Origin of the sequence: Aeromicrobium sp. (genome assembly GCF_047606445.1) — a bacterium.
Classification (GTDB): domain Bacteria; phylum Actinomycetota; class Actinomycetes; order Propionibacteriales; family Nocardioidaceae; genus Aeromicrobium.
Genome location: NZ_JASGEK010000062.1, coordinates 22,565 through 48,186, shown reverse-complemented (window position 1 = coordinate 48,186; position 25,622 = coordinate 22,565). Strand labels below are relative to the sequence as shown.

General features: G+C 70.8%; 18 protein-coding genes. 6 read left to right on the top strand and 12 right to left on the bottom strand.

The features are described 5' to 3' along the window. Positions 1-126: 126 nt before the first annotated feature. From QM621_RS11490 to QM621_RS11475, 4 genes are all read left to right on the top strand, one after another. Positions 127-1,470: a 3-oxoacyl-ACP reductase gene (locus QM621_RS11490; protein ID WP_414990519.1), complete on the top strand. Its 1,344-nt coding sequence runs from the start codon at positions 127-129 to the stop codon at positions 1,468-1,470. 1 nt (position 1,471) lies between these two features. Then, complete coding sequence (locus QM621_RS11485) at positions 1,472-2,356, top strand: MaoC/PaaZ C-terminal domain-containing protein (RefSeq protein WP_414990518.1); 885 nt, start codon at positions 1,472-1,474, stop codon at positions 2,354-2,356. A 75-nt stretch (positions 2,357-2,431) separates the two neighbouring features. After that, positions 2,432-4,543 carry a CocE/NonD family hydrolase gene (locus QM621_RS11480; RefSeq protein ID WP_414990517.1) on the top strand — a complete coding sequence of 704 codons (2,112 nt, stop codon included), beginning with the start codon at positions 2,432-2,434 and terminating at the stop codon, positions 4,541-4,543. Positions 4,544-4,827: 284 nt separating this feature from the next. Then, positions 4,828-6,768 carry a CocE/NonD family hydrolase gene (locus tag QM621_RS11475; RefSeq protein WP_414990516.1) on the top strand — a complete coding sequence of 647 codons (1,941 nt, stop codon included), beginning with the start codon at positions 4,828-4,830 and terminating at the stop codon, positions 6,766-6,768. Here the strand turns inward: QM621_RS11475 and QM621_RS11470 are convergent. From QM621_RS11470 to QM621_RS11455, 4 genes are read right to left on the bottom strand one after another with little or no spacing between them, the layout of a single operon-like run. After that, positions 6,765-7,628 (bottom strand): acyl-CoA thioesterase, encoded by an 864-nt coding sequence (locus tag QM621_RS11470; RefSeq protein WP_414990515.1) that lies wholly within the window; start codon positions 7,626-7,628, stop codon positions 6,765-6,767. The two genes, QM621_RS11475 and QM621_RS11470, sit on opposite strands and share 4 nt — an antisense overlap. Positions 7,629-7,653: 25 nt before the next feature. Next, positions 7,654-8,568 carry a PAC2 family protein gene (locus QM621_RS11465; RefSeq protein ID WP_414990514.1) on the bottom strand — a complete coding sequence of 305 codons (915 nt, stop codon included), beginning with the start codon at positions 8,566-8,568 and terminating at the stop codon, positions 7,654-7,656. 13 nt (positions 8,569-8,581) lie between these two features. Next, the gene (gene dxs, locus QM621_RS11460; protein ID WP_414990513.1) at positions 8,582-10,468 is read right to left on the bottom strand and encodes a 1-deoxy-D-xylulose-5-phosphate synthase; all 1,887 of its coding nucleotides are present in this window, start codon (positions 10,466-10,468) and stop codon (positions 8,582-8,584) included. 9 nt (positions 10,469-10,477) lie between these two features. Then, positions 10,478-10,996: a flavin reductase family protein gene (locus QM621_RS11455; RefSeq protein ID WP_414990512.1), complete on the bottom strand. Its 519-nt coding sequence runs from the start codon at positions 10,994-10,996 to the stop codon at positions 10,478-10,480. Between the two features lie 74 nt (positions 10,997-11,070). Here QM621_RS11455 and QM621_RS11450 point away from each other — a divergent pair, with 74 nt between their 5' ends. After that, a complete protein-coding gene (locus tag QM621_RS11450; RefSeq protein ID WP_414990511.1) occupies positions 11,071-11,256 on the top strand; it encodes a hypothetical protein in 186 nt (61 codons plus the stop codon). A gap of 147 nt (positions 11,257-11,403) precedes the next feature. Here the strand turns inward: QM621_RS11450 and QM621_RS11445 are convergent, their stop codons facing one another. The 7 genes from QM621_RS11445 to QM621_RS11415 form a co-directional block, all read right to left on the bottom strand. Continuing rightward, on the bottom strand, positions 11,404-11,706 hold the full coding sequence (locus QM621_RS11445) for a type II toxin-antitoxin system PemK/MazF family toxin (protein WP_414990592.1): 303 nt from the start codon (positions 11,704-11,706) through the stop codon (positions 11,404-11,406). 1 nt (position 11,707) lies between these two features. Further along, positions 11,708-11,899: a hypothetical protein gene (locus QM621_RS11440; RefSeq protein WP_414990510.1), complete on the bottom strand. Its 192-nt coding sequence runs from the start codon at positions 11,897-11,899 to the stop codon at positions 11,708-11,710. A gap of 142 nt (positions 11,900-12,041) precedes the next feature. Next, positions 12,042-14,714: an aconitate hydratase AcnA gene (acnA, locus tag QM621_RS11435; protein ID WP_414990509.1), complete on the bottom strand. Its 2,673-nt coding sequence runs from the start codon at positions 14,712-14,714 to the stop codon at positions 12,042-12,044. A gap of 161 nt (positions 14,715-14,875) precedes the next feature. Continuing rightward, positions 14,876-15,577: an RDD family protein gene (locus QM621_RS11430; protein WP_414990508.1), complete on the bottom strand. Its 702-nt coding sequence runs from the start codon at positions 15,575-15,577 to the stop codon at positions 14,876-14,878. 31 nt (positions 15,578-15,608) lie between these two features. Further along, entirely contained in the window at positions 15,609-18,236 is a 2,628-nt protein-coding gene (locus QM621_RS11425) for an SCO7613 C-terminal domain-containing membrane protein (RefSeq protein ID WP_414990507.1), read from the bottom strand. Position 18,237: 1 nt separating this feature from the next. Further along, on the bottom strand, positions 18,238-19,401 hold the full coding sequence (locus QM621_RS11420; protein WP_414990506.1) for a class I SAM-dependent RNA methyltransferase: 1,164 nt from the start codon (positions 19,399-19,401) through the stop codon (positions 18,238-18,240). A gap of 40 nt (positions 19,402-19,441) precedes the next feature. After that, entirely contained in the window at positions 19,442-20,410 is a 969-nt protein-coding gene (locus QM621_RS11415; RefSeq protein WP_414990505.1) for an aldo/keto reductase, read from the bottom strand. A gap of 91 nt (positions 20,411-20,501) precedes the next feature. Between QM621_RS11415 and secD the strand changes: the two genes are divergently transcribed. Further along, the gene (gene secD, locus QM621_RS11410; protein ID WP_414990504.1) at positions 20,502-22,826 is read left to right on the top strand and encodes a protein translocase subunit SecD; all 2,325 of its coding nucleotides are present in this window, start codon (positions 20,502-20,504) and stop codon (positions 22,824-22,826) included. Positions 22,827-22,837: 11 nt separating this feature from the next. Here the strand turns inward: secD and polA are convergent, their stop codons facing one another. Further along, on the bottom strand, positions 22,838-25,513 hold the full coding sequence (polA, locus tag QM621_RS11405; RefSeq protein WP_414990503.1) for a DNA polymerase I: 2,676 nt from the start codon (positions 25,511-25,513) through the stop codon (positions 22,838-22,840). Positions 25,514-25,622 lie beyond the last annotated feature (109 nt).

Sequence of the window (25,622 nt, the reverse complement as noted above, 5' to 3'; positions counted from 1 at the left end):
GTCGATGATGGAACGCGAACGTGACGCGCACCTCGTCGTGCCGGAGTGGACCGGCACTGTCACACGAGGTTACAGTCAGAAGAAACATTCAGATACCACAGGTATTCGAGAGATGGGACACATTCCGTGAGCGATCGCTACCAGGACCTCGCGCACAACCCGATCGGCAAGTTCCTTGTCAAGAACCTCGGGCTGCCGAACCCGCCGTACCTCGAGCGTTACGAGGGCGGCGCCCTCGTCAAGGGCACGGTGCTCACCGGCAGCGCGAAGACCGGCGCGGTCGGCAAGGAGATCACCGCCGCGCTGAAGGCCGCCGGCATCGAGTCGACCGGTGTGCGCGCCGACGGCAAGAAGTACAAAGGCCTCGTCTTCGACGCCACCGGCATCGACTCGGCCGCGGGCCTCGTCGCGCTGCAGGAGTTCTTCACCCCGGTGCTGCGTCAACTCGCCTCCTGCGGCCGTGTCGTCGTCGTCGGCGCGCTGCCCGAAGAGGCCGCGACCGAGGGCGCGCGCCTCGCGCAGCGCGGCCTGGAGGGCTTCACCCGCTCGCTCGCCAAGGAGGTCGGCGGCGGCTCGGCGGTCAACCTCGTCTACGTGGGCAAGGGCGCCGAGAAGGCGCTGGGCTCCACGCTCGGCTTCCTGCTCTCCCCGAAGTCGGCCTACGTCTCCGGCCAGGTCGTCCGCATCGGCTCCTCGGAGTTGAAGAAGGCCGACAAGGTCGCCGACCTCGCCCAGCCGCTCGCCGGCAAGGTCGCCCTCGTCACCGGCGCCTCGCGCGGTCTCGGCGCGGCGGAGATCGAGGCGCTCGCCCGGGACGGCGCGACCGTCATCGGACTCGACGTCCCGCCGCTGGAGGCCGACCTCAAGGCCGTCACCGAGAAGCTGGGCGGCGGCCACATCGTCGGCGACATCACCGCCGAGGACGCGCCGAAGACCATCGCGGACTACATCGAGCAGCACCACGGCGGCGTCGACATCGTCGTGCACAACGCGGGCATCACCCGTGACAAGCGCCTCAAGAACATGAAGCCGGAGAACTGGTCGCTGGTCGTCGACATCAGCGTCGGCGCCCCGCAGCGCATCACCGACCACCTGCTCGAGCGCGGCTTGATCAACAAGGGCGGCCGGGTCGTCGGCATCTCCTCGATCGCCGGCATCGCGGGCAACAACGGCCAGACCAACTACGGCACGGCCAAGGCCGGCGTCATCGGCTGGATCACCTCGCTGTCGGAGCGTGTCGCCAGCCAGGGCATCACCGCCAACGCCATCGCCCCGGGCTTCATCGAGACCGACATGGTCAAGACCATCCCGCTCGGCATCCGCGAGGCCGGCCGCCGCATGAACTCGATGTCGCAGGGCGGTCAGCCGGTCGACGTCGCCGAGGCCATCGCCTGGTACGCCAGCCCCGGCTCGCAGGCCGTCACCGGCAACGTGGTCCGCGTCTGCGGTCAGAGCCTGCTGGGCGCCTGACATGACGACGACCCACACCTTCGCGAAGGCGCCGTCCTCGGCGCCGCTGATGCTGAAGGCGGCGCTGCCGGCCCTCCCCGGGATCGGCGGCCTGCCGGGCGTCAAGCACGTCGGCACGGACGCGCCCGACGTCGTGTTGGAGCGTCCGGGCGTGGCGGTCGACGCCGACCACCTAGCCCGCTACCACGAGGTCTGCGGCTTCGGGCCGAGCGACCGGCTGCCGATCACCTATCCGCACATGGCGGCCTTCGGCCTGCACATGGCGCTGATGACCGACGTGGCGTTCCCCTTCGCCCCGATGGGCCTGGTGCACCTGCGCAACAACATCACGCAGCACAAGCCCCTGACGGCGAAGGACGTCTTCGACGTCGCGGTGCGCGCGACGAACTTGCGCCCGCATCCGAAGGGGCGCCTGATCGACATCCTCACCGACGTCACGGTCGACGGCGAGACGGTGTGGACCGAGAACATGACCCTGTTCGCCCGCGGCAAGGGCGGCGCCCCCGAGGAGACGCCCGCGCCGCTGGAGGGTCTGGAGGCGCCGTCCGGCGTGGTCCGGTGGAAGCTGGCCGGGAACCTGGGCCGCCGCTACGGCGCGGTCTCGGGCGACCGCAACCCGATCCACCTGTACCCCGTCACCGCGAAGGCGTTCGGCTTCCCGAGCAATATCGCCCACGGCATGTGGACCAAGGCCCACGCGCTCGCGGCGATCGCGAACCGCACCCCCGACGCGGCCAGCGTCGACGTCGAGTTCAAGAAGCCGATCCTGCTGCCCGCGACCGTCGTCTTCGGCGCGCGCACCGAGGGCCGCACGACGGAGTTCGGCGTGACCGGCTCGAAGAAGCCGGTGACCCACATGGTCGGACGGGTCGGCCCGCTGGCCTGAGAAGCACAGGTGACCGACCAGTAACCTGAAGCCCTCCTGCGTCGTTGTGATCAGCGACACAGGAGGGCTCTCTTCATGCTTCGTCGCCTGCTCGCGGCCGGTCTCTCGACCGCGCTGATGGTTCTGGTCGGCTCGGTGGCGGTTCCGACGAGCGCGGCCCCTTTGCCGCAGGCTCCGGCCTCCGGCTGGGAGCCGCGCCCCGTGGACTATCCCGGCGTAGCGACCGAGTCCGACCTCGTCATCCCGATGTCGGACGGCGTGGAGCTGCTGGGCGACCTCACCCGGCCGGTCGACGCCGACGGCGACGTGGTCGAGGAGCCGCTGCCGGTCGTCATCACGATCACCGCCTACAACAAGGGTGTGCAAGGCAGCGGCGCGAGCCCGCTCGGCGGCGGGTCGAGCGGCTTCCTCGTCCAGCGCGGCTACGTGCAGCTCCTCGTCGACGCGCGCGGCACCGGCACCTCGGGCGGCACCTGGCAGGTCTTCGGCGAGCGCGAGCAGCTCGACGCCAAGGAGGTCGTCGAGTGGGCGGCCGAGCAGCCCTGGAGCAACGGCTCGGTCGGCATGACCGGCCCGTCGTACATGGGCATCACGCAGTTGTTCGCGGCCGGGCAGAACCCGAAAGGATTGAAGGCGATCTTCCCGCAGGTGCCGAGCGCCGACGTCTACCGCGACGTGGTCGCCTCCGGCGGCCAGCTCGACGTGGGCTTCATGCCGCTGTGGCTGGGCCTGGTGAGCCTGACCGGCGCGATGCCGCCGACCAGCGGCAACGTCTCGCCCGAGGTCGTGCTGCAGAACCTCCTGGAGCACGTGCTCGGCACCACCGGCACGCTCGACCTGCTGCTCAACGCCTTCGCCGGCGGCGAGCGCGCCTACGACGGCCCCTGGTACCAGGAGCGCTCGACGTTGCTGCGGTCCGTGCCGAACATCGACGTGCCCACCTTCCTCGTCGGCGGCCACTACGACCTGTTCCAGCGCGGGACGCCGATGATCTTCCAGCAGCTCCACGAGCAGGGCGTCCCGGTCAAGATGCTGCTCGGCCCCTGGGACCATCTGGAGGGGTCGACCGGACCCGGCGTCCCGGACGCCGGCTACGGCTCCCTCTCAGAGCTGCAGCTGCGCTGGTTCGACCGCTACGTCAAGGAGCTGCCCGACCCGGCGCTCGACAGCGACATCCCCGATTTCACCTACTACGAGCTGGGCTCGGGCGAGTGGAAGGGCCGTGACGCCTACCTCGACGAACAGCGCGCGCAGGTCTACCACCTGTCCGGCACGTCGACGCCGGGCTCGTCGGGCCTGCTGACCGAGGGCGAGGTCGCAGACGGCTCCTCGACGATCATCCCCCTGGCCGCGGCGGGACTGTGCTCGCGCTCGGCGACCCAGTGGACGGCAGGCATCCCCAACTCGTTCCCGATCCCCAACCCCTGCAATGACGACAACACCCTCAACGACCAGTTGGGCGTGGTCTTCGAGACCGAGCCGATGACCGACGACTTGGAGATCCTGGGCCCGATCGCCGCGAAGCTCTACACGTCGAGCACGACCGGCGACGGCCTGCTGTCGGTGCACGTCTCGCTCGTCCATCCCGACGGGACGGTCGAACGGCTGACGGGCGGCTGGCAGACCATCTCGCTCAACGCGACCGACCTGTCGAAATCCCGAACGATCGACGGCGAGATCGTCCAGCCATGGCACCCCTTCACCGAGGAGTCGAAGCGGTCGCTGGACGTAGGCGAGATCGCCCCGATCGACGTCGAGGTGTTCCCGACCGGCGCGGTGATCCCGGAGGGCTCCCGCCTGCGCATGTCGGTGCAGTCCTTCGACCTGCCGCATCTGGCCCCGACGCTGGAGAACCTCCCGGCGTCGGCGGGGGCGGCGATCACGATCCACAACGACGCCGACCATCCGTCACGGCTGGTGCTGTCGGCGCTGTCCGAGGCCGCGGCGATCCCGGTCGTCCCCGAGCAGCCCATCGACGACGGCCTCGCCGAGCAGACCCGCTCCCTCGGCGGCGGCTCGGGCGTCGCGGGAACTCCGACGGCGGGCCTCCCCCGCACCGGACTGCCGGTCCGCCTGGCCACGCTGCTCCTCGGTGTCGCCCTCGTCGCCGGCGGCTCCCTCGCCTTCACCCGTCGTGTCGGCACGACGACCGCCAGCGACCTCGTCCGGGACCGTCTCTCCCCCTGAACCGTTCTTCCCAGATTTGCGCCAAGTTCAACCGTTTCCCACCGCGGATTCGGTTGAACATGGCGCAAATCTGGGAAGAGGGTGAGCCCGAGGATGAAACTGGTGCATGCGTACAACTTTTCACTCGGAACCCATGACCTCAGTCACACTCGCGCGTTGAACCGTTCGTGACGTTCTCTCGACTCCGTAGCGCTGCCGCGACCGCCCTCGTCGTCTCGATGGTGACCTTGGTCCCCTCGTCCCCCGCGGCGGCCGACCCCGTCTCTCGCGACTTCGAGGTCGCGATGTCCGACGGAGTCGAGCTCACCGCCACTCTCACCTCCCCGGACGAGAACTGGGAGCAGCCGCGCCCGACCATCGTGGAGTTCAGCCCCTACGGCAACGACTCGCAGACCTTCGTCCCGGACGAGAACTACAACCGCGTCCTCGTCCAGATCCGCGGCACCGGCGACAGCAAGGGCTCCTTCGACGCCCTCGGCCCCGTCAACCAGGCCGACGTGCCCGAAATGCTCACCTGGATCTGCTCCCAGCCCTGGAACGACGGCAACGTCGGCATCCACGGCTTCTCCGCCAGCGCCATCATCATCTACAACTCGATGTGGCAGGAGTTCCCCGACTGCGTCAAGACGATGACGCTGCGCTCGGGCACCTTCGAACTGTACCGCGACCTCCTGGTGCCCGGCGGCGTGTTCAACTTCGCCCCCGGCGCGGCCGTGCTCGCCATGATCGGCGGGCCGGCGATGCTCCAATGGCCGGACCGTTTCGACGACCCGGCCAGCTGGCCGGACTGGTTCGCCGGCATGTTCACCTCCGGCCTCGAGGTCGGCTTCGCCCACCCGACGCTCGACGAGTTCTGGCAGCAGCGCGGCTTCCGCGGCGACGCGAACGGCCTCCCGATCATGGCCGTCAACGGCATCTTCGACGTGGAGTCGCGCGGGGCCTTCGAGGGGTATCAGGCACTGCGCGACAACGGGTCGCAACTGGTGCTGAAGGGCGGCCACGACGGCCATCCCGCCGGCACCGACGGCGGCCAGGCCGACATGCAGGCCTGGTACGACTATCACCTGCGCGGCGTCGACAACGGCATCACCGACCAGCCGCGTGTCCGCATGCAGATGTCCGACGGCGACCGGGAGTCCTTCATCCAGGACGGCGACTTCGTCTACCGCGAGTTCGAGGATTATCCGGTCCCCGGCACCGTCTGGGAGTCGCTGGCCCTCGACGCCAGCAAGGCCGACGCGGCGGATCCCGTCGCCAACGACGGCAGTCTGACCCTCGGCGAGGCCCGCGAGGCGGGCACGCAGGTCTACGAGCCGTTGGTCACCAACCCGCTCGTCACCGACGTCCCCACGGCCTCCCTGGTGAACAACGGCGGCGCCCACCTGCTCACCGGCAGTCTGCCCGGCATCGCCGACCCGGACGGCCTCGTCGTCATGCCCGGCCTGAGCTACACCACCGCGCCGCTGGCGACCGACGTCCTGGCGGCCGGCCCGCCGACCCTCGAGGTACGCCTCGGCTCGCTCAACGCCGAGACGCCGATCTGGGCGATGATCTCCGACGTCGACACCGACGGCACGGCGCACCCTCTGACCGTCGGGCGGCTGAACTCCTCCTTCCCGGACGTCGTCGAGGAGAAGTCCCTCAAGGACGCCAGCGGCCAGATCGTGCAGCCCTACGGCGACTTCGGCGAGAAGACCCTGTACGCGAGCCCGCCGACATCCCCGCTCCTGTACCAGGTGGAGCTGTGGCCCATCGCCAACCGCTTCGAGGAAGGGCACCGTATCCGGCTCGACATCCTCGGCGCGTCGGCCTTCTCCACGCTCTCGGCCACCGGCGGGCTCCTGCCGAACACGGTCGAGATCGGCGGCGGCAGCGGCTCCCGCCTGCTCTTCCCGGTGCTGCCCGAGAGCGACCTCTCCACGGCGCTCCCCACCGACGACCCGGCCGACGACGGCGACACCGGCACTGACACCGATACCAATACCGACGACACGGACCAGAGCGGGACGTCCGCCGTCCAGACGGGGACGACGGCCGAGGCGGAGGACCAGGCGGGCGACGCGAGCCTGACGCAGTCAGGAGGTCTGCCGCGCGCCGGACTCCCGGTGACGCTCTCCACACTGGTTCTCGGCGTCGCGCTGATCGCCGCAGGCGGCCTCGCCCTCACCCGCCGCCTCACCCCCGCGACGGTCGGCGACCTAGTCCGCGACCGACTGGGCCGCTAACCCACCGGGCGGATCAGGCCCTCCTGAGCGACGGTGGCGACCAAGGCGCCGGAGGCGTCGAAGACGCGGGCGGTGCTGAGGCCGCGGGCGCCCGACGCCGACGGGGTCGTCTGGTCGTAGAGCAGCCACTGGTCGGCCTTGATCGGACGGTGGAACCAGATGACGTGGTCGAGGGAGGCCGCCTGGAGCCGCGGGTCGCCGATGTAGACGTCGTGCGGCACCAGCGAGGCCCCGAGCAGGCTGAAGTCACTGATGTAGGTGAAGGCCGCGTTGTGCACCCGGCGCACCTCCGGCAGCTCGCCCGACGCCCGGAACCACAGACGCTGCACGACCAGCTGCGAGGACGCCTCCTTCTCCTGCTCGGTCCGGTTGTCGCCGACGTAGCGCAGGTCGAAGGACGACCACTCGTCGCGCCACGCCTCGTAGTGCTTCGGGCTGCGGGCCTTGACGATGTCGCCGAGCGGGATCGACTCCTCCGGCGACGGCACCGGCGGCATCGGGTCCTGGTGGTCGTAGCCGTCCTCGGCCACCTGGAACGACGCGGTCATGTAGAAGATGATCTTGCCGTGCTGGCGCGCCGCCACCCGCCGTGTCGTGAAGGAGCCGCCGTCGCGCACGTTCTCCACGTCGTAGACGATCGGGATGCTCGGGTCGCCGCCGAGGATGAAGTAGATGTGCAGCGAGTGGATGTGCCGGTCCTCCGGCACCGTGCGCTGCGCGGCGACGACGGCTTGCGCGGCGACCTGGCCGCCGAAGACGCGCGGCAGCATCGATCGCGCCGGCTGCCCGCCTCGGAAGAGGCCGACCTCCAACTGTTCGAGTTCGAGCAGGTCCAGGACTTCAGTCAATGACGCGGGCACGGGATCATGCTAGCGAGACACCGACTCAGAGGTCGCCGTCCTTGCGCTGACGCGCGAGGAACTCCTCGAACTGGTCGGCCAGCTCGTCGCCGCTCGGCAGCTCCGACTCGTCGGCCAGCAGCGACTGCGCGGCGCCGCGGGTGAAGGCGTCGTACTGCTCCTCCAAGCCGCTGACCAGGTCGTCGCCGTGCTGTTCGGCGATCTGCTCCTCGATGTCAGCCATCGCGGTGGCGTGGCGCTCCCGCAGCTCGCTCAGGTCGAGGTGCAGGCCGAGCCGGTCGGTGACGGCGTCCAGCAGCGCGATGGCCGCGCCCGGGTAGTCGATCTGCGCCAGGTAGTGCGGCACGTGCGCGACGTAGCCGACCGCGTCGTAGCCCCACGAGCCGAGCCGGTACTCCAGCATCGACTGCGCCGACGAGGGCACCGCGACCTCGGCCGACACGACATTGGTGCGGTCGATGAGCTCCGGGGCCGTTCCATGCGTCGTGATGAGCAACGGCCGGGTGTGCGGCACGCCCATCGGGACTCCGCCGAGGCTGACGGTCAGGTCGACGTCGAGGTCGTCGATGACGTCGCGCACCTCGGCGGCGAACCGCTCCCACAGGAAGTCGGGCTCCGGCCCGGCGAGCACGTAGTACGGACGTCCCGAGAGGTCGTGCTCCAGCACCACGTCGAGGCGCGGCGCCTCGTAGTCGAGGTAGTGGTCCTTGACGAAGCGGAGCATGGGACGGCGCGCCCGGTAGTCGAACATCGCGTCGATGTCGAAGGAGTGCACGACCTCGCCGTGCCCGGAGAGCAACTCCTCGGCGGCCAGACGGGGGCCGGAGCCGGCCGAGAGGAAGCCGTCGAGCGCGACGATCAGCACCTCGGAGGCGCTGTCGTCGAAGAAGTCGTCCGCCGAGTCGTCAGATGCGCTGTCGCGCCGTAGTGGCCACCTCATCGTCAACCCTCCCTCACCTGTCGGCATTCCCGGTCAGCCGCGTCCAAGCCTCGCTGGCGTCGGCGGCGACGGCCGCGGGGGTGAGGCCGAGGCGTTCCAGGAGCACGCCGCGCTTGGCGTGCGGCAGGAACTCCTGGGCGACCGCGTGGACTCGCACCGGAGCGGGCAGCCCGGCGTCGCTGACCGCTTGCAGCACCGTCGAGCCGACGCCGCCCTGTCGGCCGTTGTCCTCGACGGTGACGACGAGACGGTGGTCGGCGGCGAGGTCCAACAGGCCCTCGGGCAACGGCTTGACCCAGCGCGGGTCGACGACGGTGCAGGCGAGGCCGTCGGCGGCGAGCAGGTCGGCGGCCCCCAGCGCGGTCCCGGCCATCGATCCGACGCCGACGATGAGCACCTGGGCGTCGTCGTCGCGGCGCAGCACGTCGACGCCGCCGACCTGGTCGACTGCGACGATGTCGTCGGGCACCGGCCCCTTGGCGAAGCGGACGACCGACGGGGCGTCGTCGACGGCGACCGACTCGCGCAGCAGCTCGCGCAGCCGCGCGCCGTCGCGCGGGACGGCGAGGTGCAGACCGGGGACGAGCTGCAGCAGCGAGAGGTCCCACATGCCGTTGTGCGAGGCGCCGTCGTCGCCGGTGACCCCGGCGCGGTCGAGCACGAAGGTCACCCCGCAGCGGTGCAGCGCGACGTCGAGCAGCACTTGGTCGAAGGCGCGGTTGAGGAAGGTCGCGTAGACCGCGACGACCGGGTGGACGCCGCCCATCGCGAGGCCGGCCGCGCAGGTGACGGCGTGCTGCTCGGCGATGCCGACGTCGAAGACGCGGTCGGGGAACTTGTCGGCGAAGGCGTCGAGGCCGACCGGGTAGAGCATGGCGGCGGTGATGCCGACGACGTCGGTCCGTTCGTCGGCGATCCGCACGATCTCGTCGCGGAACACCGACGTCCAGCCGGCCGGCGCGGTGGCGAGCGCGTCGCCGGTCTCCCGGTCGAAGGGGGCCGACTGGTGCATCTGGTCGTTCTCGTTGTCGACGGCGATGTCATAGCCCTGGCCCTTGGTGGTCAGCACGTGCACGAGCACCGGCCCGCCGAACCGCTTGGCCGCCGTCAGCGCCGCCTCGACGGCGGCCTGGTCGTGCCCGTCGACCGGGCCGAGGTATTTCAGACCGAGGTCCTCGAACATGCCCTGCGGGGCGAAGGCGTCTTTGACCCCCTTCTTGACCGCGTGCAGCGCCTCGTAGGTGAGTTCGCCGACCCGATTGGAGCCTTGCAACCGCTCTCTGATGGCGCTCAGCATGGGCTCGTAGCGGGGGCTGGTGCGAATGTCGGTGAGCCGGTTGGCGAGGCCGCCGACGGTCGGCCGGTAGGAACGGCCGTTGTCGTTGACGACCACGACGAGACGGCGGTTCGGGTGCGCGGCGATGTTGTTGAGCGCCTCCCAGGCCATGCCGCCGGTGAGCGCGCCGTCGCCGATGACCGCGACGACGTGCCGGTCGCTGCCCTTCTGCTCGTTGGCTCGGGCCAGGCCGTCGGCGTAGGACAGGCTGGTGGAGGCGTGGGAGTTCTCGACCCAGTCGTGCTCGGACTCCTCGCGCGCCGGGTAGCCCGACAGGCCGCCCTCGGTGCGCAGCGAGTCGAACCGGCCCGCGCGTCCGGTGAGCAGCTTGTGCACGTAGGACTGGTGGCCGGTGTCCCAGATGATCTTGTCCTCGGGCGACTCGAAGACCCGGTGCAGCGCGACGGTCAGCTCCACGACGCCGAGGTTCGGGCCGAGGTGCCCGCCCCGCGCGGCGACGGTGGCGATCAGCCGCTCACGGATCTCGGCGGCCAGCCGACGCAGGGCGTCGGCGTCCAGCGTCCGCAGGTCGGCGGGGCCGGTGATGGTGTCCAGGAGCGCCATCGGGCCAGTCTATCGAGGACCGACGTACCGTCCGCGCACGTGCGTCAGCGCGGCGGCCTCGCCCGGCTCGACGTGCTCGACCACCGCCTCGACGAGCAGCGACCAGCCGACCTGGCGGGTGGGCACGCCGGGCAGCCGGAGACCCAGCCATCCGGCGTTCCGGTCGAGCACCGGACCCCACGCGGTCTCGCGCCAGGCGCCGACGGTGAAGGGGCCGCCCGGGGCGGGGGCGAGGCCGGCGAAAACCTCGGCGAGCTGGTCCTGTCCCCCGGTCAACACCGAGACGGCGAAGGTCTCGGTGCCGCCCGTCAATCGCTCGCCCAGGTCGGAGTCGGGGTCGATCAGACCGACGATCCGCGCGGGGTCCCCGTCGGCGATCAGCATCGAGGAGACCGTCAACCCGACGCGCTCCGGACCCGCGCCGCTCGCCCAGACCGTCACCGGAGCGGGCAGCCTCCCCCGCATCCGCCGCACCAGATCCCGCCCCGGCTCCGGCGTCGCGAAGGGATGGTCAGTGTGGATCGTCATGACCTCAGTGTCCCGTACTCGGGCTTCTCGTCGAAAGCCTCGCCCGTCTCGTCAGTACTCGTTAGTTTGAACCTATGCGCGCCGCCAAATCGACCCCGGAGGTTCCCGATGCTCAGGACCGCCTGACTGAACTGATCGCGCTAGGCCTGGCCCAAGCGGCCACCGACGTCGGCCAATGGAGGCCGAAGCACCAGCCGACGCCTCTTTCCAGACCTGTCGATGAGATTCTCGACGAGGTCCGGGGTGAGGGCGACATCTGAGAGGTCACCCGCGCCACGCTACTTGCTCCCCACTCGACTCGCCGAGAGAACAACCCTCGACCACACCACAGACGCTGAACGATCGCGTCCCCCCTATCTCCTCGGTTTCGACGTCCACGTTCCAGTGGCCGCCTGAAACCTCACCTCTCACAGACCCGTCACGAGCCGCAACGCGGCGTCGACCGCCCGCAGTTCGTCGAACGCCAGATGCCCGACCCGTTCGCCGAGCCGAGCGGGGTCGACAGCGCTCGTCTGCTCGGACAACACCCTGGTCATTCGTCCGTCGATCTTGACCTGTGGCCGGAAAGTCGCAGGTCGCGCGGACGTCGAGGTCGGCGCCACGAGCCAGGTCGACAACAAATCGAAGTCGTCGGACTGCACGACGACCGCGTAGCGGCTTCCCTGTTGCTCATGCCCGCGAGCGTCACGCGGGGCTCGGAGGCGGTACACGTCACCACGCACGCAGATGCTCCATGTCTCGGAGCACCTGAGCCGCCTCGGCTCGATCCTCGGGATCAGCCGCCAACGCCTCGACCTCGGCACGGACTCGCGCCCGCACACGACGTGCCGCCGCCTCGATCAGCGCCTCGCGCACCACCACCGAGACGGGTGTGCCGTCGGAAGTCAGCTCGTCAAGCGCCAATCGCGCGTCATCGTCAGGACGAAAGGTGATCGTTGCCGCCATGAGGCCAACGTCTCACACGATGTAAGACATTTCAAGGAGTATGGAGACGCCGACGCCCCGCTCCCAGTAGGGAACGGGGCGTCGCGTCAGCGCGTTGCTGTCAGAGCAGCGAGCGCAGGACGTACTGCATGATGCCGCCGTTGCGGTAGTAGTTCGCCTCGCCGGGGGTGTCGATGCGGACGACCGCGTCGAACTCGGTGACCGTGCCGTCGACGGCGGTCGCGGTGACCTTGACCGTCTTGGGCGTGGTCCCGGCGTTGAGCTCGGTGACGCCGCTGACCGCGAAGGTCTCCTCGCCGGTCAGACCCAGCGTCTCGGCGTTCTGGCCCGCCGGGAACTGCAGCGGGAGGACGCCCATGCCGATGAGGTTGGAGCGGTGGATGCGCTCGTAGCTCTCGGCGACGACGACCTTGACGCCGAGCAGCGCGGTGCCCTTGGCGGCCCAGTCGCGCGACGAGCCCGAGCCGTACTCCTTGCCCGCCAGGACGACCAGCGGCACGCCCGCGGCCTGGTAGTTCTGCGAGGCCTCGAAGACCGTGGTGACCTCGCCGTCGGCGGTCGTGAAGTCGCGGGTGAAGCCGCCCTCGGTGCCCGGTGCGATCTGGTTGCGCAGGCGGATGTTGGCGAAGGTGCCGCGGATCATGACCTCGTGGTTGCCGCGGCGCGAGCCGAGGGAGTTGAAGTCGCGCGGCTCGACGCCGTTCTCCATCAGGTACTTGCCGGCCGGGCTGTCCTTCTTGATCGCGCCGGCCGGGCTGATGTGGTCGGTGGTGACCGAGTCGCCGAGCTTGAGCAGCACGCGCGCGCCCTCGAAGTCGACGACCGGCGACGGCTCCAACGCCATGCCGTCGAAGTACGGGGCCTTGCGGGCGTAGGTGGACTTCTCGTCCCACTCGAAGGTGTCGCCCTCGGGGGTCGGGAGGTTCTGCCAGCGCTCGTCGCCGGCGAAGACGTCGGCGTACTCGGCGCCGAAGGTCTCGGCGGTGATCGAGCTGGCGATCACGTCCTCGACCTCGGCCGGGCTCGGCCAGATGTCCTTCATGAAGACCGGGTTGCCGTCGGCGTCCTCGCCCAGCGGGTCGTTGAACAGGTCGACGGTCATCGAGCCGGCCAGCGCGTAGGCGATGACCAGCGGCGGCGACGCCAGGTAGTTCATCTTGATGTCGGGGTTGATGCGGCCCTCGAAGTTGCGGTTGCCCGACAGCACCGAGACGACCGCGAGGTCGCCCTCGTTGACGGCCGCGGAGACCTCGGGGATCAACGGGCCGGAGTTGCCGATGCAGGTGGTGCAGCCGTAGCCGACGAGGTTGAAGCCGAGCTTGTCGAGGTACGGCGTCAGGCCCGCGCGCTCGTAGTAGTCGGTGACGACCTTCGAGCCCGGCGCCAGCGTGGTCTTGACCCACGGCTTGCGGGTCAGGCCCTTCTCGACGGCCTTCTTGGCCAGCAGCGCCGCGCCGATCATGACCGACGGGTTGGAGGTGTTGGTGCACGACGTGATCGCCGCGATGGTGACCGCGCCGTTGTCGATCTCGAAGGTCGTGCCGTCCTCCAGCGTGACCGTCTGCGGGTTGGAGCCCTGCGGCGCGTAGGTCGGCAGCTCGCCCGCGAAGGCCTCGGCGGCCTCGGCCAGGACCACGCGGTCCTGCGGGCGCTTCGGGCCGGCGATGGACGGGACGACGGTCGACAGGTCGAGCTCGAGGTACTCGCTGTACCGCGGCTCGTGGTCGGCCTCGTGCCACAGGCCCTGCGCCTTGGCGTAGGCCTCGGTGAGGGCGATCTGCTGCTCGCTGCGGCCGGTGAGGCGCATGTACTTGGTGGTCTCGTCGTCGAACGGGAAGATCGCGACGGTCGAGCCGTACTCGGGGCTCATGTTGCCGATGGTGGCGCGGTTGGCCAGCGGCACCGCGCCGACGCCCGAGCCGTAGAACTCGACGAACTTGCCGACGACGCCGTGCTGGCGCAGCATCTCGGTGATGGTGAGCACCAGGTCGGTGGCGGTGGCGCCCTCGGGCAGCTCGCCGTGCAGCTTGAAGCCGACCACGCGCGGGATGAGCATGGAGATCGGCTGGCCGAGCATGGCCGCCTCGGCCTCGATGCCGCCGACGCCCCAGGCGACGACGCCCAGGCCGTTGGCCATCGTGGTGTGCGAGTCGGTGCCGACGCAGGAGTCGGGGTAGACGACGCCCTCGGCGTTCTCGAACACGACGCGCGCGAGGTGCTCGATATTGACCTGGTGGACGATGCCGGTGCCCGGCGGGACGACCTTGAAGTTGTCGAAGGCTCCCTGGCCCCAGCGCAGGAACTTGTAGCGCTCGCCGTTGCGCTCGTACTCGATCTCGACGTTGCGCTCGAAAGCCTCCGGCGTGCCGAAGACGTCGGCGATGACGGAGTGGTCGATGACCATCTCGGCCGGGGCGAGCGGGTTGATCTTGGACGGGTCGCCGCCGAGCTCGACCATCGCCTCGCGCATCGTGGCGAGGTCGACGACGCAGGGCACGCCGGTGAAGTCCTGCATGATCACGCGGGCGGGCGTGAACTGGATCTCCTTGGAGGGCTCGGCCTGCGGATCCCAGGCGCCGAGCGCGCGGATGTCGTCGGCGGTGATGTCCGCGCCGTCCTCGGTGCGCAGTAGCGCCTCCAGGAGGATCTTGAGGCTGAACGGGAGGGAGGCGACGTCGACTCCGTCGCCGGTGACCGCGTCGAGGCGGTAGTAGTCGTAGCTGGAGTCGCCGACCTGCAGCGAATCCTTGGCCTTGAAGCTGTCGACGGACATGTGGCGCATCTCCTTGGGTGCCGGGGTGCCCCCCATCCTGCCGCGCCGCACGGTGTCGCCGCGCGCTCAGGCTCGCCTAACTGAGACAGGAGGAACGAGCTGTTATCTCTCGATGTCAAGATACATGATGTCAAGACACAGAGTGTCCTCACTCACGTCGGTCACCACAGGCTGGGCATATGTCCGATCAACGGCCAGAGGAAGCTCAGATAGACCACGAAGACCGCCAGGACCCCGAGCACGCCCACCGCGTCGATGACCCACAGCGCCGAACGGTGCCCTCGCGTGGTGGTGTCGTCGGTCTCGACCACCCGGGTGCCGGCCACCAGGTCGGCGAGCCCCCGGTTGGCGGCCATGAGGATGGGGACGGCGATCACCAGCACCGCGACGTAGGAGAAGGCCCCGATATGCCATTCGTCGGGGGTGAAACGACGCAGCACGGTCGGCAGGCCGATCGGGAGCACCGCCAAGGCCAGGTCGAGCAGCGCCACCGTGACGACGCCGCGCCACAGGCCCCGCAGCCAGCCGACCGGCTCGCCCGTCGCCTGGTCGACGACTTTGAGGCCGGTGCGGTGCTTGCCGATGCTGTGGCCGCGCACGCCCTGCCGCAGACCGTTGTTCCACAGCAGGAACGCCTCGCCGGCGACCAGACCGCTCAGGATCAGCCCGTCGGACAGCCCCACCGACCAGAACGTCTCGTCGTCCTCGATCAGCGCCGCCGCCACGACATAGACCAAGGCGCCGCCGGTGAAAGCGGTGCAGAACACCAAGGCGTCGTGGATCAGAGCGTCGCGGCGGCGTTGGCGCACGGTCAGCGGGGCGAGCTCGTCGGCGTCGCCAGCTTCCTCGGCGGAGGGGGTCATGCACCCATCATGTCGTGACTCGGGCGCGATGTCAGCGCATGGCCCGGACAAACCGAGCGGCGGCGCGTCCGTCGCGGACGCGGTCCTCCCAGGTGATGCCGGCTCCCAAGAGCAGCAGACCGGCGAGGCCGAGCAGGATCCAGCGCGGCAGCCCCCACCCGTACGGGGCGATCTCCACGATGGCCAAGATCGCCAGCACCACGCCGCCCAGGGTGAACGGAGCCTGCCACTTCAGCGCCAGACCGACGCCGACGAGGGCTGCGGCCGCGAGTCCGACCAGCAGCGCTCGCAGCGACAACGGGTCGGCGTAGGCCAGGAAAGCGCTGGGAACCGCGCCGAGCACGAGGCCCGGCCCGAGCGCCGCCCAGGTGCGCCAGCGGTCGCTGCGAGCCATCGCCACTCCCCCGGCGGCCAGCAGCGCGGCGGCGAAGGGCAGCGTGTACGCCTCGACGACCGTCGTCGTGGCGTCGGCGAGGAACACGATCCACGCCAGCACCAGGAACACCGGCCCGACATAGCGCGCCCAGGCGCGCCGTTCCACGAGCAGCCCGACCGCGACGAGCGTCGCGCCGACGGCGGCCAGCCAGGCCGACACCCAACTGCCGTCGGCCAGACCGATCCCGACGAGCAGCGCGATCGCCGTTCCGGCCGCGCCGACGACCTCCACCGCCAGACCGGGCGTCCACGAGAGCGGCGGGCCGGCCGCCATGAGTCCGGCGACCGAGAGGATCAGCGAGACCAACACCACGAGGCCGACCGCGGGGCCGGCGTCGAGGCCGATCCCGGGGTGTCCGGCGGCCAAGCCCGTCGCGACCAGCGTCCACACGGCGCTCAGCCCGGCAGGCAGGAAAGCCGCCTCGCGCCACGACGCGGCGACGGCGAGGAAGAGCAAACAGAGGGCGGTCACCAGCGCCATCACGATCATGCCGTCGCGGGTCAGGACGGCGAACACCGGGGCGGAGCCCACGATCAGGTGTCCGACGGGCTCCCAGCCACGACCGCACCAACGGACGGCGGCGACCGCCAGACCGAGGCCGCTGGCCAGCACCGCCAGGGACAGGATCACCACGGGGGTCCCGAGCGCCGACAACGACGCCACGACGGTCGCCGCGGCCACGGTCGCAGCGGTGGCGAGGAACTGTCGGTCGGGGAGCTTCTCGGCCTCCGGCCAGCGGCCGACGAGCGCGACGCTCACCGCGAGGGCGAGGCCGCCGGCGAGGGTGGCCCACCAGGACGGGCCGGCCATGTCGGCCGTGGAGGCGGTCGAGACGAGGAAGGAGGGCTCGCCCGCCCGGGCCGCCGCCTCGCCCATCGAGGCCGCCATCATGGCCAGGCCGGTGAGCCAGCCGACCGCGATGAGGAGGCCGACGACGACCGTAGCGACGAGCGTGCCGACGCCCGCGCCGAACTCCCGGACGCGTGGGGCGATCCGGGCCGCGGCGAGCGTCGGCAGGACGACCGCGATCCACAGGTGCCAGGCCTGTCCGTCCAGCGGTTCGCCCAACGGCAGGGCGATCAGCAAGGTGAAGAGCAGCAGACCCGTCGCAACCGCCGCCTCGCGAGCCGGGCGCCACACCGAGACGCCGGCCGCGATCACCACCAGGACCAGGAGCGGAAGCCCGTGGGCCTCCCCCGCGTACTCGTCGAACGAGGGGTGCGCCACCGCCTCGACGAGCGCCGCGCCGAACGCGGTGAGCGCCGCGAGACCCGTGCCCGCGGCCGAGACCGCCGCCCAGACCTTCTGCTCGACCATGTGCGCGCAGGCCGTGACGGCGGCGAGGAGGAGCCCGACGATCAACGCCGCCCAGAAGACGCGGGCGCCGACGTCGTGCAGGGCGTCGCCGAGCGCTCCGCCGAACCAGATGGCCGAGAAACCCGCCAGCACCTGGGTGGTGACGATCCGGCGGTCCAGCAGCCGGTGGGCGGCGGCTCCGACGGCCACGGTCGTCGCGGTCGTCAACAGCCACCAGACGCCGACGACGAGCCAATCCGGCAGGCCGTCCATGCCCAGCAGCCCCAGTTCGACCGCGGCGAACCAGTCGGCGGTGACGAAGCAGGCGAAGACCAGCCAGACCGCCTCGGCCGAGCCCCGCAGGCGGCGCGAGGTCACCCACGCGCCCAGCGCTCCGACGGCGAGGGTCGCTGCGGCCATGATCGCGACCCGGCCGCCGAGACCGACGACGTTCCAGGCGTAGGACAGGAAGACGACTCCGGCGACGACGAGCAGGATCGCGCCGAGGCCGAGCAGCACCGAGCCGACGGTGAGGCCGCCGCCGGACGTCGCGGCGGCCTCCGGCGGCGCGCTGCGAGGCGGCAGCTGTCCACCGGCCGGCGGGCACGTTGGCAAAGTCGGCGACTGCGGGCGAGCGGCGACGAGCGGCGGGACCGGGGGGGACGACGGCACGGGCGGCGGTGCGACCGGCTTCGGGGGCGGCAGCGCGGGAGCGGGATCAGGAACAAGGTCGGGCGCGGGAGCCGCGGGCTGCGGCGTCGGCTCCTCGCCGCGCACGATCTCCAGCAGCCGGTCGATCTCGGTGAAGTGCTCCCAGACCTCCGGGAGTTGCTCGGCGGCCAAATTCAGGCCACAGCCGAAACAGCGCGGCTGTCCGGTGAGCGAGGCCCGGCAGTTCGGGCAACGGCTGGCGTCGGCGTAACGCATGTCAGTCCCTCTCTCGTTCCGCGGGGGTCGGTCCGTCGAGCACGGCGACGCACTCGACGTGATGGGTCATCGGGAACAGCGCGAAGGCCCGCAGGCCGGCCAGTCGGTAGCCCTCGTCGGCCAGACGTCCGAGGTCGCGGGCCAGCGAGGCCGGGTCGCAGGAGACGTAGACGAGGCGCCGCGCCCCGAGCCCGACGATGGAGGGCAACGCCTTCTTCGCCCCGGCGCGCGGCGGGTCGAGGATCACCACGTCGCGTCGGCCGATCGACGCGGCCACCCGCTCGACCGGCCCCTGCCGAACCGTCGCCTGCGGCAGGTCGGCGAGGTTCTCCCGGGCGAGCGCGGAGGCGGTCTTGTCCCCCTCGACGCTCACCAGGCGGCCGCTCGGGCCGATCCGCTCGGCGGCGAAGGCCGAGAACAGGCCGACGCCTCCGTACAGGTCGGCGACCCGGTCGCCCAGACGCAGCTCGGCGGCGGCCAGCACCGCGTCGACCAGCGTCTCGGCGGCCTTCGGATGCACCTGCCAGAAGCCGTCGACGGCGACCCGGAAGCGACGATGCCGCACCTGCTCGGTCAACCTGCGCGGCCCCTCGACCCGGCGCCGGTCGGCCACGACCGCGCGCTGGCCGGTCGACGAGACGGAGGTCTCGACCCGTTCAGCCTCCCAGGAGCGGTCGGACACGTCGGGCAGCCCCGGATGGGCGAGCTGGCAGTGGTCGATGGGCACGACCTCGTGGGAGCGGTGTCCGCGCAGGCCGAGCCGACCGTCGGCGCCCCGGGCGTACTGCATGCGGGTGCGCCAGCCGAGCTCGGGCGCGACCGCCTCGACCTCGCCGTCCCAGTCGATCCCGGCCAGCCGACGCAACTGCTCGCGCACGACGTCGCCCAGCAGGCGTCGCTGCCCGGCGGGGTCGACGTGCTGGAAGTCGCAGCCGCCGCAACGGCTGGCCCACCGGCACGGCGGCGTCACCCGGTCGGGCGAGGGTTCCAACACCTCCACGGCGTCGGCGCGCAGGAATCTCGCGGTCCGGTCGGTGATCTGCAGGCGGACGCGCTCGCCCGGCAGCGCGTGCCGGACGAAGACGACCTGCCCGTCGATCCGGGCCACGCAGTGACCGCCATGGGCCACCGGCCCGACGTCGACGACCGCGCTGTCCTCAGTCACACGCTGATCGTAGACCCGACGAGGCCGCGACACCGGTCGGTCAGGTCGCGTACGTCGTGTACGACTGCGTCGGCGCGCCGATCGTCGCCAGCTCCCGCAGCGTCGCGTCGTCCGGCTCCCAGGACGCCGCCGCGACGTTGGCCGCGACCTGCTCCGGTCGCGAGACGCCGGCGATGACGCTGGCCACGGCGGGCTGCGCGGCGAGCCCGCCGATCGCGAGGGTCAGCAGGTCGACGCCGTGATCGTCGGCGAAGGCCTGGAGCGCGGCCACCCGGTCCCAGTCGGCCCCGGCGAGCCGGTGCGCCTGACGGTCCTGGGACAGGCGCGAGCCCGCCGGGGCGGCCCGGCCCAGCACGTACTTGCCGGTGAGCAGGCCGTAGGCGAGCGGGAAGTAGGGCAGCACCCCGACGTCGAGCGCCGCACACGCGGGCAGCAGCTCGACCTCGGCGCTCCGGTTGTAGAGGGAGTACTCGTTCTGCGCCGTGACGAAGCCGGGCACGCCCGCGGCCTTCGCCCGCCAGTGGGCGTCGACCACCTCCCAGGCGACCATATTGGAGCAGCCCACCGCGCGCACGAGCCCGGCCTCGACCAGCTCGCCGAGCGCGCCCAGCGTCTCCTCCAGCGGGGTCTCCCGGTCGGGCGTGTGGAACTGGTAGAGGTCGAGGTGGTCGACGCCGAGCCGGCGCAGGCTCGCCTCGGCCGCGCGCCGCACGTAGTCGGCCGACCCGCGGCGTCCGCCGTCGTCGCCGAGCCGTCCGGCCATGTCCATGCCGAACTTCGTGGCGACCACCGCCTCGTCGCGCCGGCCGGCCAGCGCCGCGCCGAGCAGCTCCTCGCTCGCGCCGAAGGAGTAGACGTCGGCGGTGTCGAAGAAGGTCACGCCGTGGTCGAGCGCGGCGTCGACGACCGCCCGGACTCCGTCGGCGTCGACGCGCTCGCCGAAGGCGTTGCACCCGACGCCGACCGTCGAGACGTCGATGCCGCTGTGTCCGAGTCGTCGGGTCGCCATGCCGGGAGATTAGCGGGCGTGGCTATGCTCACCTCGCAACCGGCTCTTGTGTCGGTCGCGTCGTTCTGCCCGATCCGACGGAAGCCCACCGATGACCAAGAGCGCCCCCTTCTGGCGCGCGATCGTGGCCCTGGCGATTCTCGCCGGCACGTTCGCGCTCGCCTACACGCAGTCCGCCCAACTCGGACTCGACTTGCGAGGCGGCACTCAGATCGTCATGGAGACCCAGGACACCGAGCGCGTGAAGGCCGACGCGGAGTCCACCGACCGCGCGCTGGAGGTGCTGCGCGGCCGCGTCGACGCCCTGGGCGTGTCCGAGCCGACCATCACCCGCTCCGGCGAGCGTCGCATCATCGTCGAACTGCCCGGCGTGCAGGACCCCGAGAAGGCCGCCGAGACCATCGGCAGCACCGCGCAGCTCACCTTCCACGACGTGCTGAGCACCGACGTCGCCCCGGAAAGCGCGGACCAGCTGACCGAGGGCCAGCAGCTCCTGCCCGACGAGACCGGCGCGAACCTGCTGCTCGGCCCCACGCTCGTCGACGGCGACGGCCTCTCCGACGCCAACGCGGTGATCGACCAGACGAACCAGTGGAACGTCAACGTCGAGTTCTCCGGCGACGGCCAGTCCGGCTGGCAGCAACTCGTCCAGCAAGCCTGCTCGGGCACCAGCACCGGCCGGATCGCCATCGTCCTCGACCAGGAGGTCATCTCCTCCCCCACCGTCCAGGCCGACCTGTGCACCTCGGGCGGCGGCGGACAGACCAGCATCACCGGCAACTTCGGCGCCGCCGAGGCCCAGGACCTCGCGGCGCTCATCAAGGGCGGCGCGCTGCCGGTCGACGTCGAGATCATCAACCAGAGCACCATCGGCCCGACCCTCGGCAAGGCCGCCATCGACGCCTCCGTCAAGGCCGCGATCATCGGCATCGCGCTCACCGGCCTGTTCATCGTCGTCGTCTACCGCCTGCTCGGCCTCATGGCGACGCTGGCCCTCGCGTCGTACGCGCTCATCTCCTACGGCTTGCTGGTCGGCATCGGCTCGACGCTGACGCTGCCGGGCCTGGCCGGCTTCGTGCTGGCCATCGGCCTGGCCATCGACGCCAACGTGCTGACCTTCGAACGAGCGCGCGAGGAGTATGTGCGGCGTCAAGGCGACGGCCGCGCCCTGCCGGTGTCGGTGAAGACCGGCTTCGAGAAGGCCTGGTCGGCGATCATCGACTCCAACGTCACCACGATCATCGCGGCCGGACTGCTGTTCTTCTTCGCCACCGGCCCGGTCAAGGGCTTCGGCGTCACCCTCGCGATCGGCACCATCGCCTCGATGGTCTCCGCGCTGGTCATCGCCCGCGTGCTGTCGGAGTGGGCGGCCAACCGCCGCTTCGTCCAGAAGCGCCCGAAGCTGAGCGGCGTGAGCTCCAGCGGCGCGGTGCGCCGCTGGCTCGAGGAGCGCCCGCCGAATCTGACCAAGCGCAGCGGCACCTGGCTGCTCGTCACCGTCGTCGTCGCCGCGGTGGCGCTCGGCGGCGTCGTCGTCCGCGGCCTCGAACTGGGCGTGGAGTTCACCGGCGGACGCCTCCTGGAGTACTCGACGGCGAAGACGGTCGACGTCGACGACGCCCGCGAGGCCCTGTCCGACGCGGGCTTCCCGCACGCGGTCGTACAGGAGTCCTCCAGCGACGGCATCGAGGAGAACCTCACGGTGCGCGTCGACAAGGTCACCGACGAGGAGGCCGACGCCATCACCGCGGCGATCAGCGAGATCGGCGGCGAGACGACCGTCGAACGCGACGAGCAGGTCACCGCGAGCCTCGGCAAGGAGTTGCGGAACAAGGCGCTGTGGGCCTTCGCCATCGCCATCGGAGCGCAGATGCTCTATCTGGCGTGGCGCTTCCGCTGGACGTTCGCGCTCGCCGCCCAGATCTCCATGGTCACCGTCGTGCTCGTCGTGCTCGGCGTCTTCGCCTGGTGGGGCAAGCAGATCGACGGCGTGTTCCTCGCCGCCGTCCTGTCGATCATCGGCCTCGAGGTCAACGACACCATCGTGGCGTTCGACCGGATCCGCGAGCATCGCGGGGAGAACCGGAAACGTCCGCTCCGCGAGGTCGTCAACGACGCGATCACCTCGACCCTGCCGCGAACGGTCAACACCGGCCTCGGCGCGATCTTCATCCTGGCCGCGCTCGCCTTCCTCGGCGGCGACTCGCTGACCGACTTCGCCATCGCGCTGCTGCTGGGCCTCAGCCTCGGCATGCTCTCGACGGTCTTCACCGCCTCGGCGCTGGCCATCGTCCTGGAGGAACGCTGGCCGGAGGACGAGGCGAAGAAGCCGAAGGCCTCCGACCCCTACGCCCACATCGACGACGGCCGCTCCCCCAAGTACCGCAAGCCTGACGACAACGGCGCGGTGGTCTGAGCGCTCGGGCGTCAGTGGCCGGCGGCGTGCCAGGTGCGGCCGACGCCGACGGAGACGTCGAGCGGGACAGACAGGTCGGCGGCGGCGGCCATCTGCTCGCGGACCAACGCCTCGACCGCGTCGCACTCCCCCGCCACGACCTCCAACACCAACTCGTCGTGGACCTGCAGCAGCAGGCGTGAGGCGAGGCCCTGGGCGTCGAGCGCGCGCTGGACGCCGAGCATGGCGACCTTGATGAGGTCGGCGGCCGAGCCCTGGATCGGCGCGTTGAGCGCCATGCGCTCGGCGATCTCCCGACGCTGGCGGTTGTCGCTGCCGAGGTCGGGCAGATAGCGGCGGCGGCCCAGCATCGTGGCCGTGTAGCCGGTGCTGCGGGCCTCCTCGACCACGCCGTGCAGATAGTCGCGCACGCCGCCGAAGGTCGCGAAGTAGTCGTCCATCAGCACCTGCGCCTCGGTCGGCGAGATGCCCAGCTGCTGGCCGAGCCCGTACGACGACAGGCCGTAGGCCAGCCCGTAGTTCATCGCCTTGATCCGGGCCCGCAGACCGCCGTCGATCTCCTCCGGCGCGCGCCCGAAGACCCGCGAGGCCATCACCGTGTGGAAGTCCTGGCCGGACTTGAACGCCTCGATCAGGCCCTCGTCCTCCGACAGGTGCGCCATGATGCGCATCTCGATCTGGCTGTAGTCGGCGGTCAGCAGCGTCTCGTAGCCGTCGCCGACGCAGAACACCTCGCGGATGCGGCGGCCCAGCTCGGTGCGGACGGGGATGTTCTGCAGGTTCGGGTCGGCCGAGCTGAGCCGACCCGTCGCCGCGATGGTCTGCGCGAAGGTCGTGTGGATCCGGCCGTCGGGGCTGACGCTCTTCTGCAGCCCCTCGACGGTCTGACGCAGCCGGATGACGTCGCGATGGGTCAACAGGTGCGCCAGGAACGGATGCTCGGACGTGGCGTAGAGGAACTGCAGGGCGTCGGCGTCGGTGGTGTAGCCGGTCTTGGTCTTCTTCGTCTTCGGCAGGTCCAACTGGTTGAACAGGACGTCCTGCAGCTGCTTGGGCGAACTGAGGTTGACCTCCCGGCCGATGGACTCGAAGGCCCGCGCGGCCGCGTCGTTCATGCGCGAGGTGAAGTCGGCGTGCAGCCCGTCCAGATGCTCGCCGTCGATGGCGATGCCGGCCTGCTCCATCGCGAACAGCACGTCGACCAGCGGCAGCTCGACGTCGTGCAGCAGGGACAGCTCCTCACGGCGCTCCAACTCCGCCGACAGGACCTCCCAGAGGTCGAGCACCGCGTGCGCCCGCTGCGCCGCGCCCTCCGATCCCGCCGAGTCGTCGTCGAAGGCCAGCTGGCCGGAGTCCTCGCCGAGCGTGATCTCCCGCTTGAGATGGCGCAGGACGAGGTCGCCGAGGTCGTAGGCGCGCTGGTCGGGGCGCAGCAGGTACGCCGCCAGCGCCGTGTCGGCGACGACGCCGCGCGTGGTCCAGCCCTGCGCGGCGAGGGCGTGCAGCTGCCCCTTGGCGTCGTGCAGCACCTTCGGCCGGTCGGCGTCGGCCAGCCAGGCCGCGAGCGCGGCGTCGTCCTCGGGGCCGAGGGCGTCGGTGGCGATCCACAGCGCCCGGCCCGCGGCCGTCGCGACGGCGACCGTGTCGACGCGCGCGCCCACGGGTCGGGCCACCCCGGTCACGTCCACGCCCGCGAGCGTCCCGGCGGGGGCGTGCTCGTCGAGCCAGGCGGCCACCCCGCCCTCGCCGGGCATGTCGACCTCCACCTCGACCGTCGTCTCGGCCTTCACGCCCTCGTCGCCCCCGCCGAGGTAGTCGAACAGGCGGGTGCGCAGCGCCGCGAACTCCAGGGCGTCGAAGACCCGGTGGATCGCCTCGCGGTTCCACTCGGTGCTGAACGCCAGCTCGGCGACGTCGGCCCCGAGGTCGAGGTCGCGCACGAGCGCGTTGATCCGACGGTTGCGCTGGACGTCCTCCAGATGGTCGCGCAGCGACTGGCCGGTCTTGCCCTTGATCTGGTCGACCTGGTTCACCAGCTCGGCGAGCGAGCCGAAGGTGTTCAGCCACTTCGCGGCGGTCTTCGGGCCGACTCCGGGCACGCCGGGCAGGTTGTCGCTCTGCTCGCCGACCAGCGCGGCGACGTCGGGGTACTGCTCGGGGCGGACCCCGTACTTCTCCTCGACGGCCTCCGGCGTCATGCGGGCGAGGTCGGAGACGCCCTTGCGCGGGTACAGCACCGTGGTGCGGTCGGTGACGAGTTGGAAGGAGTCGCGGTCGCCGGAGCAGATCAGCACCTCCATGCCGGCCTCCTCGGCCTGGCGGCTGAGCGTGCCGATGACGTCGTCGGCCTCGTAGCCGTCCTTCTCGAAGGTGCGCACGCCGAGCGCGTCGAGCACTTCTTGGATGAGCGGCACCTGGCTCTTGAACTCGTCGGGCGATTTGCTGCGGTTGGCCTTGTACTCGCTGTACTCGGCGGTGCGGAAGGTCTGCCGGGAGACGTCGAAGGCGACCGCGACGTGCGTCGGCCGCTCGTCGCGCAGCACGTTGATGAGCATCGAGGTGAAACCGAACACCGCGTTGGTGTGCTGTCCGGTCGTCGTGGCGAAGTTGTCCACGGGGAGGGCGTAAAAGGCGCGGTAGGCCACCGAGTGACCGTCGATCAGCAGCAGTCGGTCCACGGCGACCACCCTACGGCGTCGCCTCCGGCGCGTTCCCGTGACGTGGGGGCGCGGCCAGCGAGGGCGCGGCCACGGAGGTCGCAACCAAACCGTTACCTGATCGTGACGTCAGCCGACC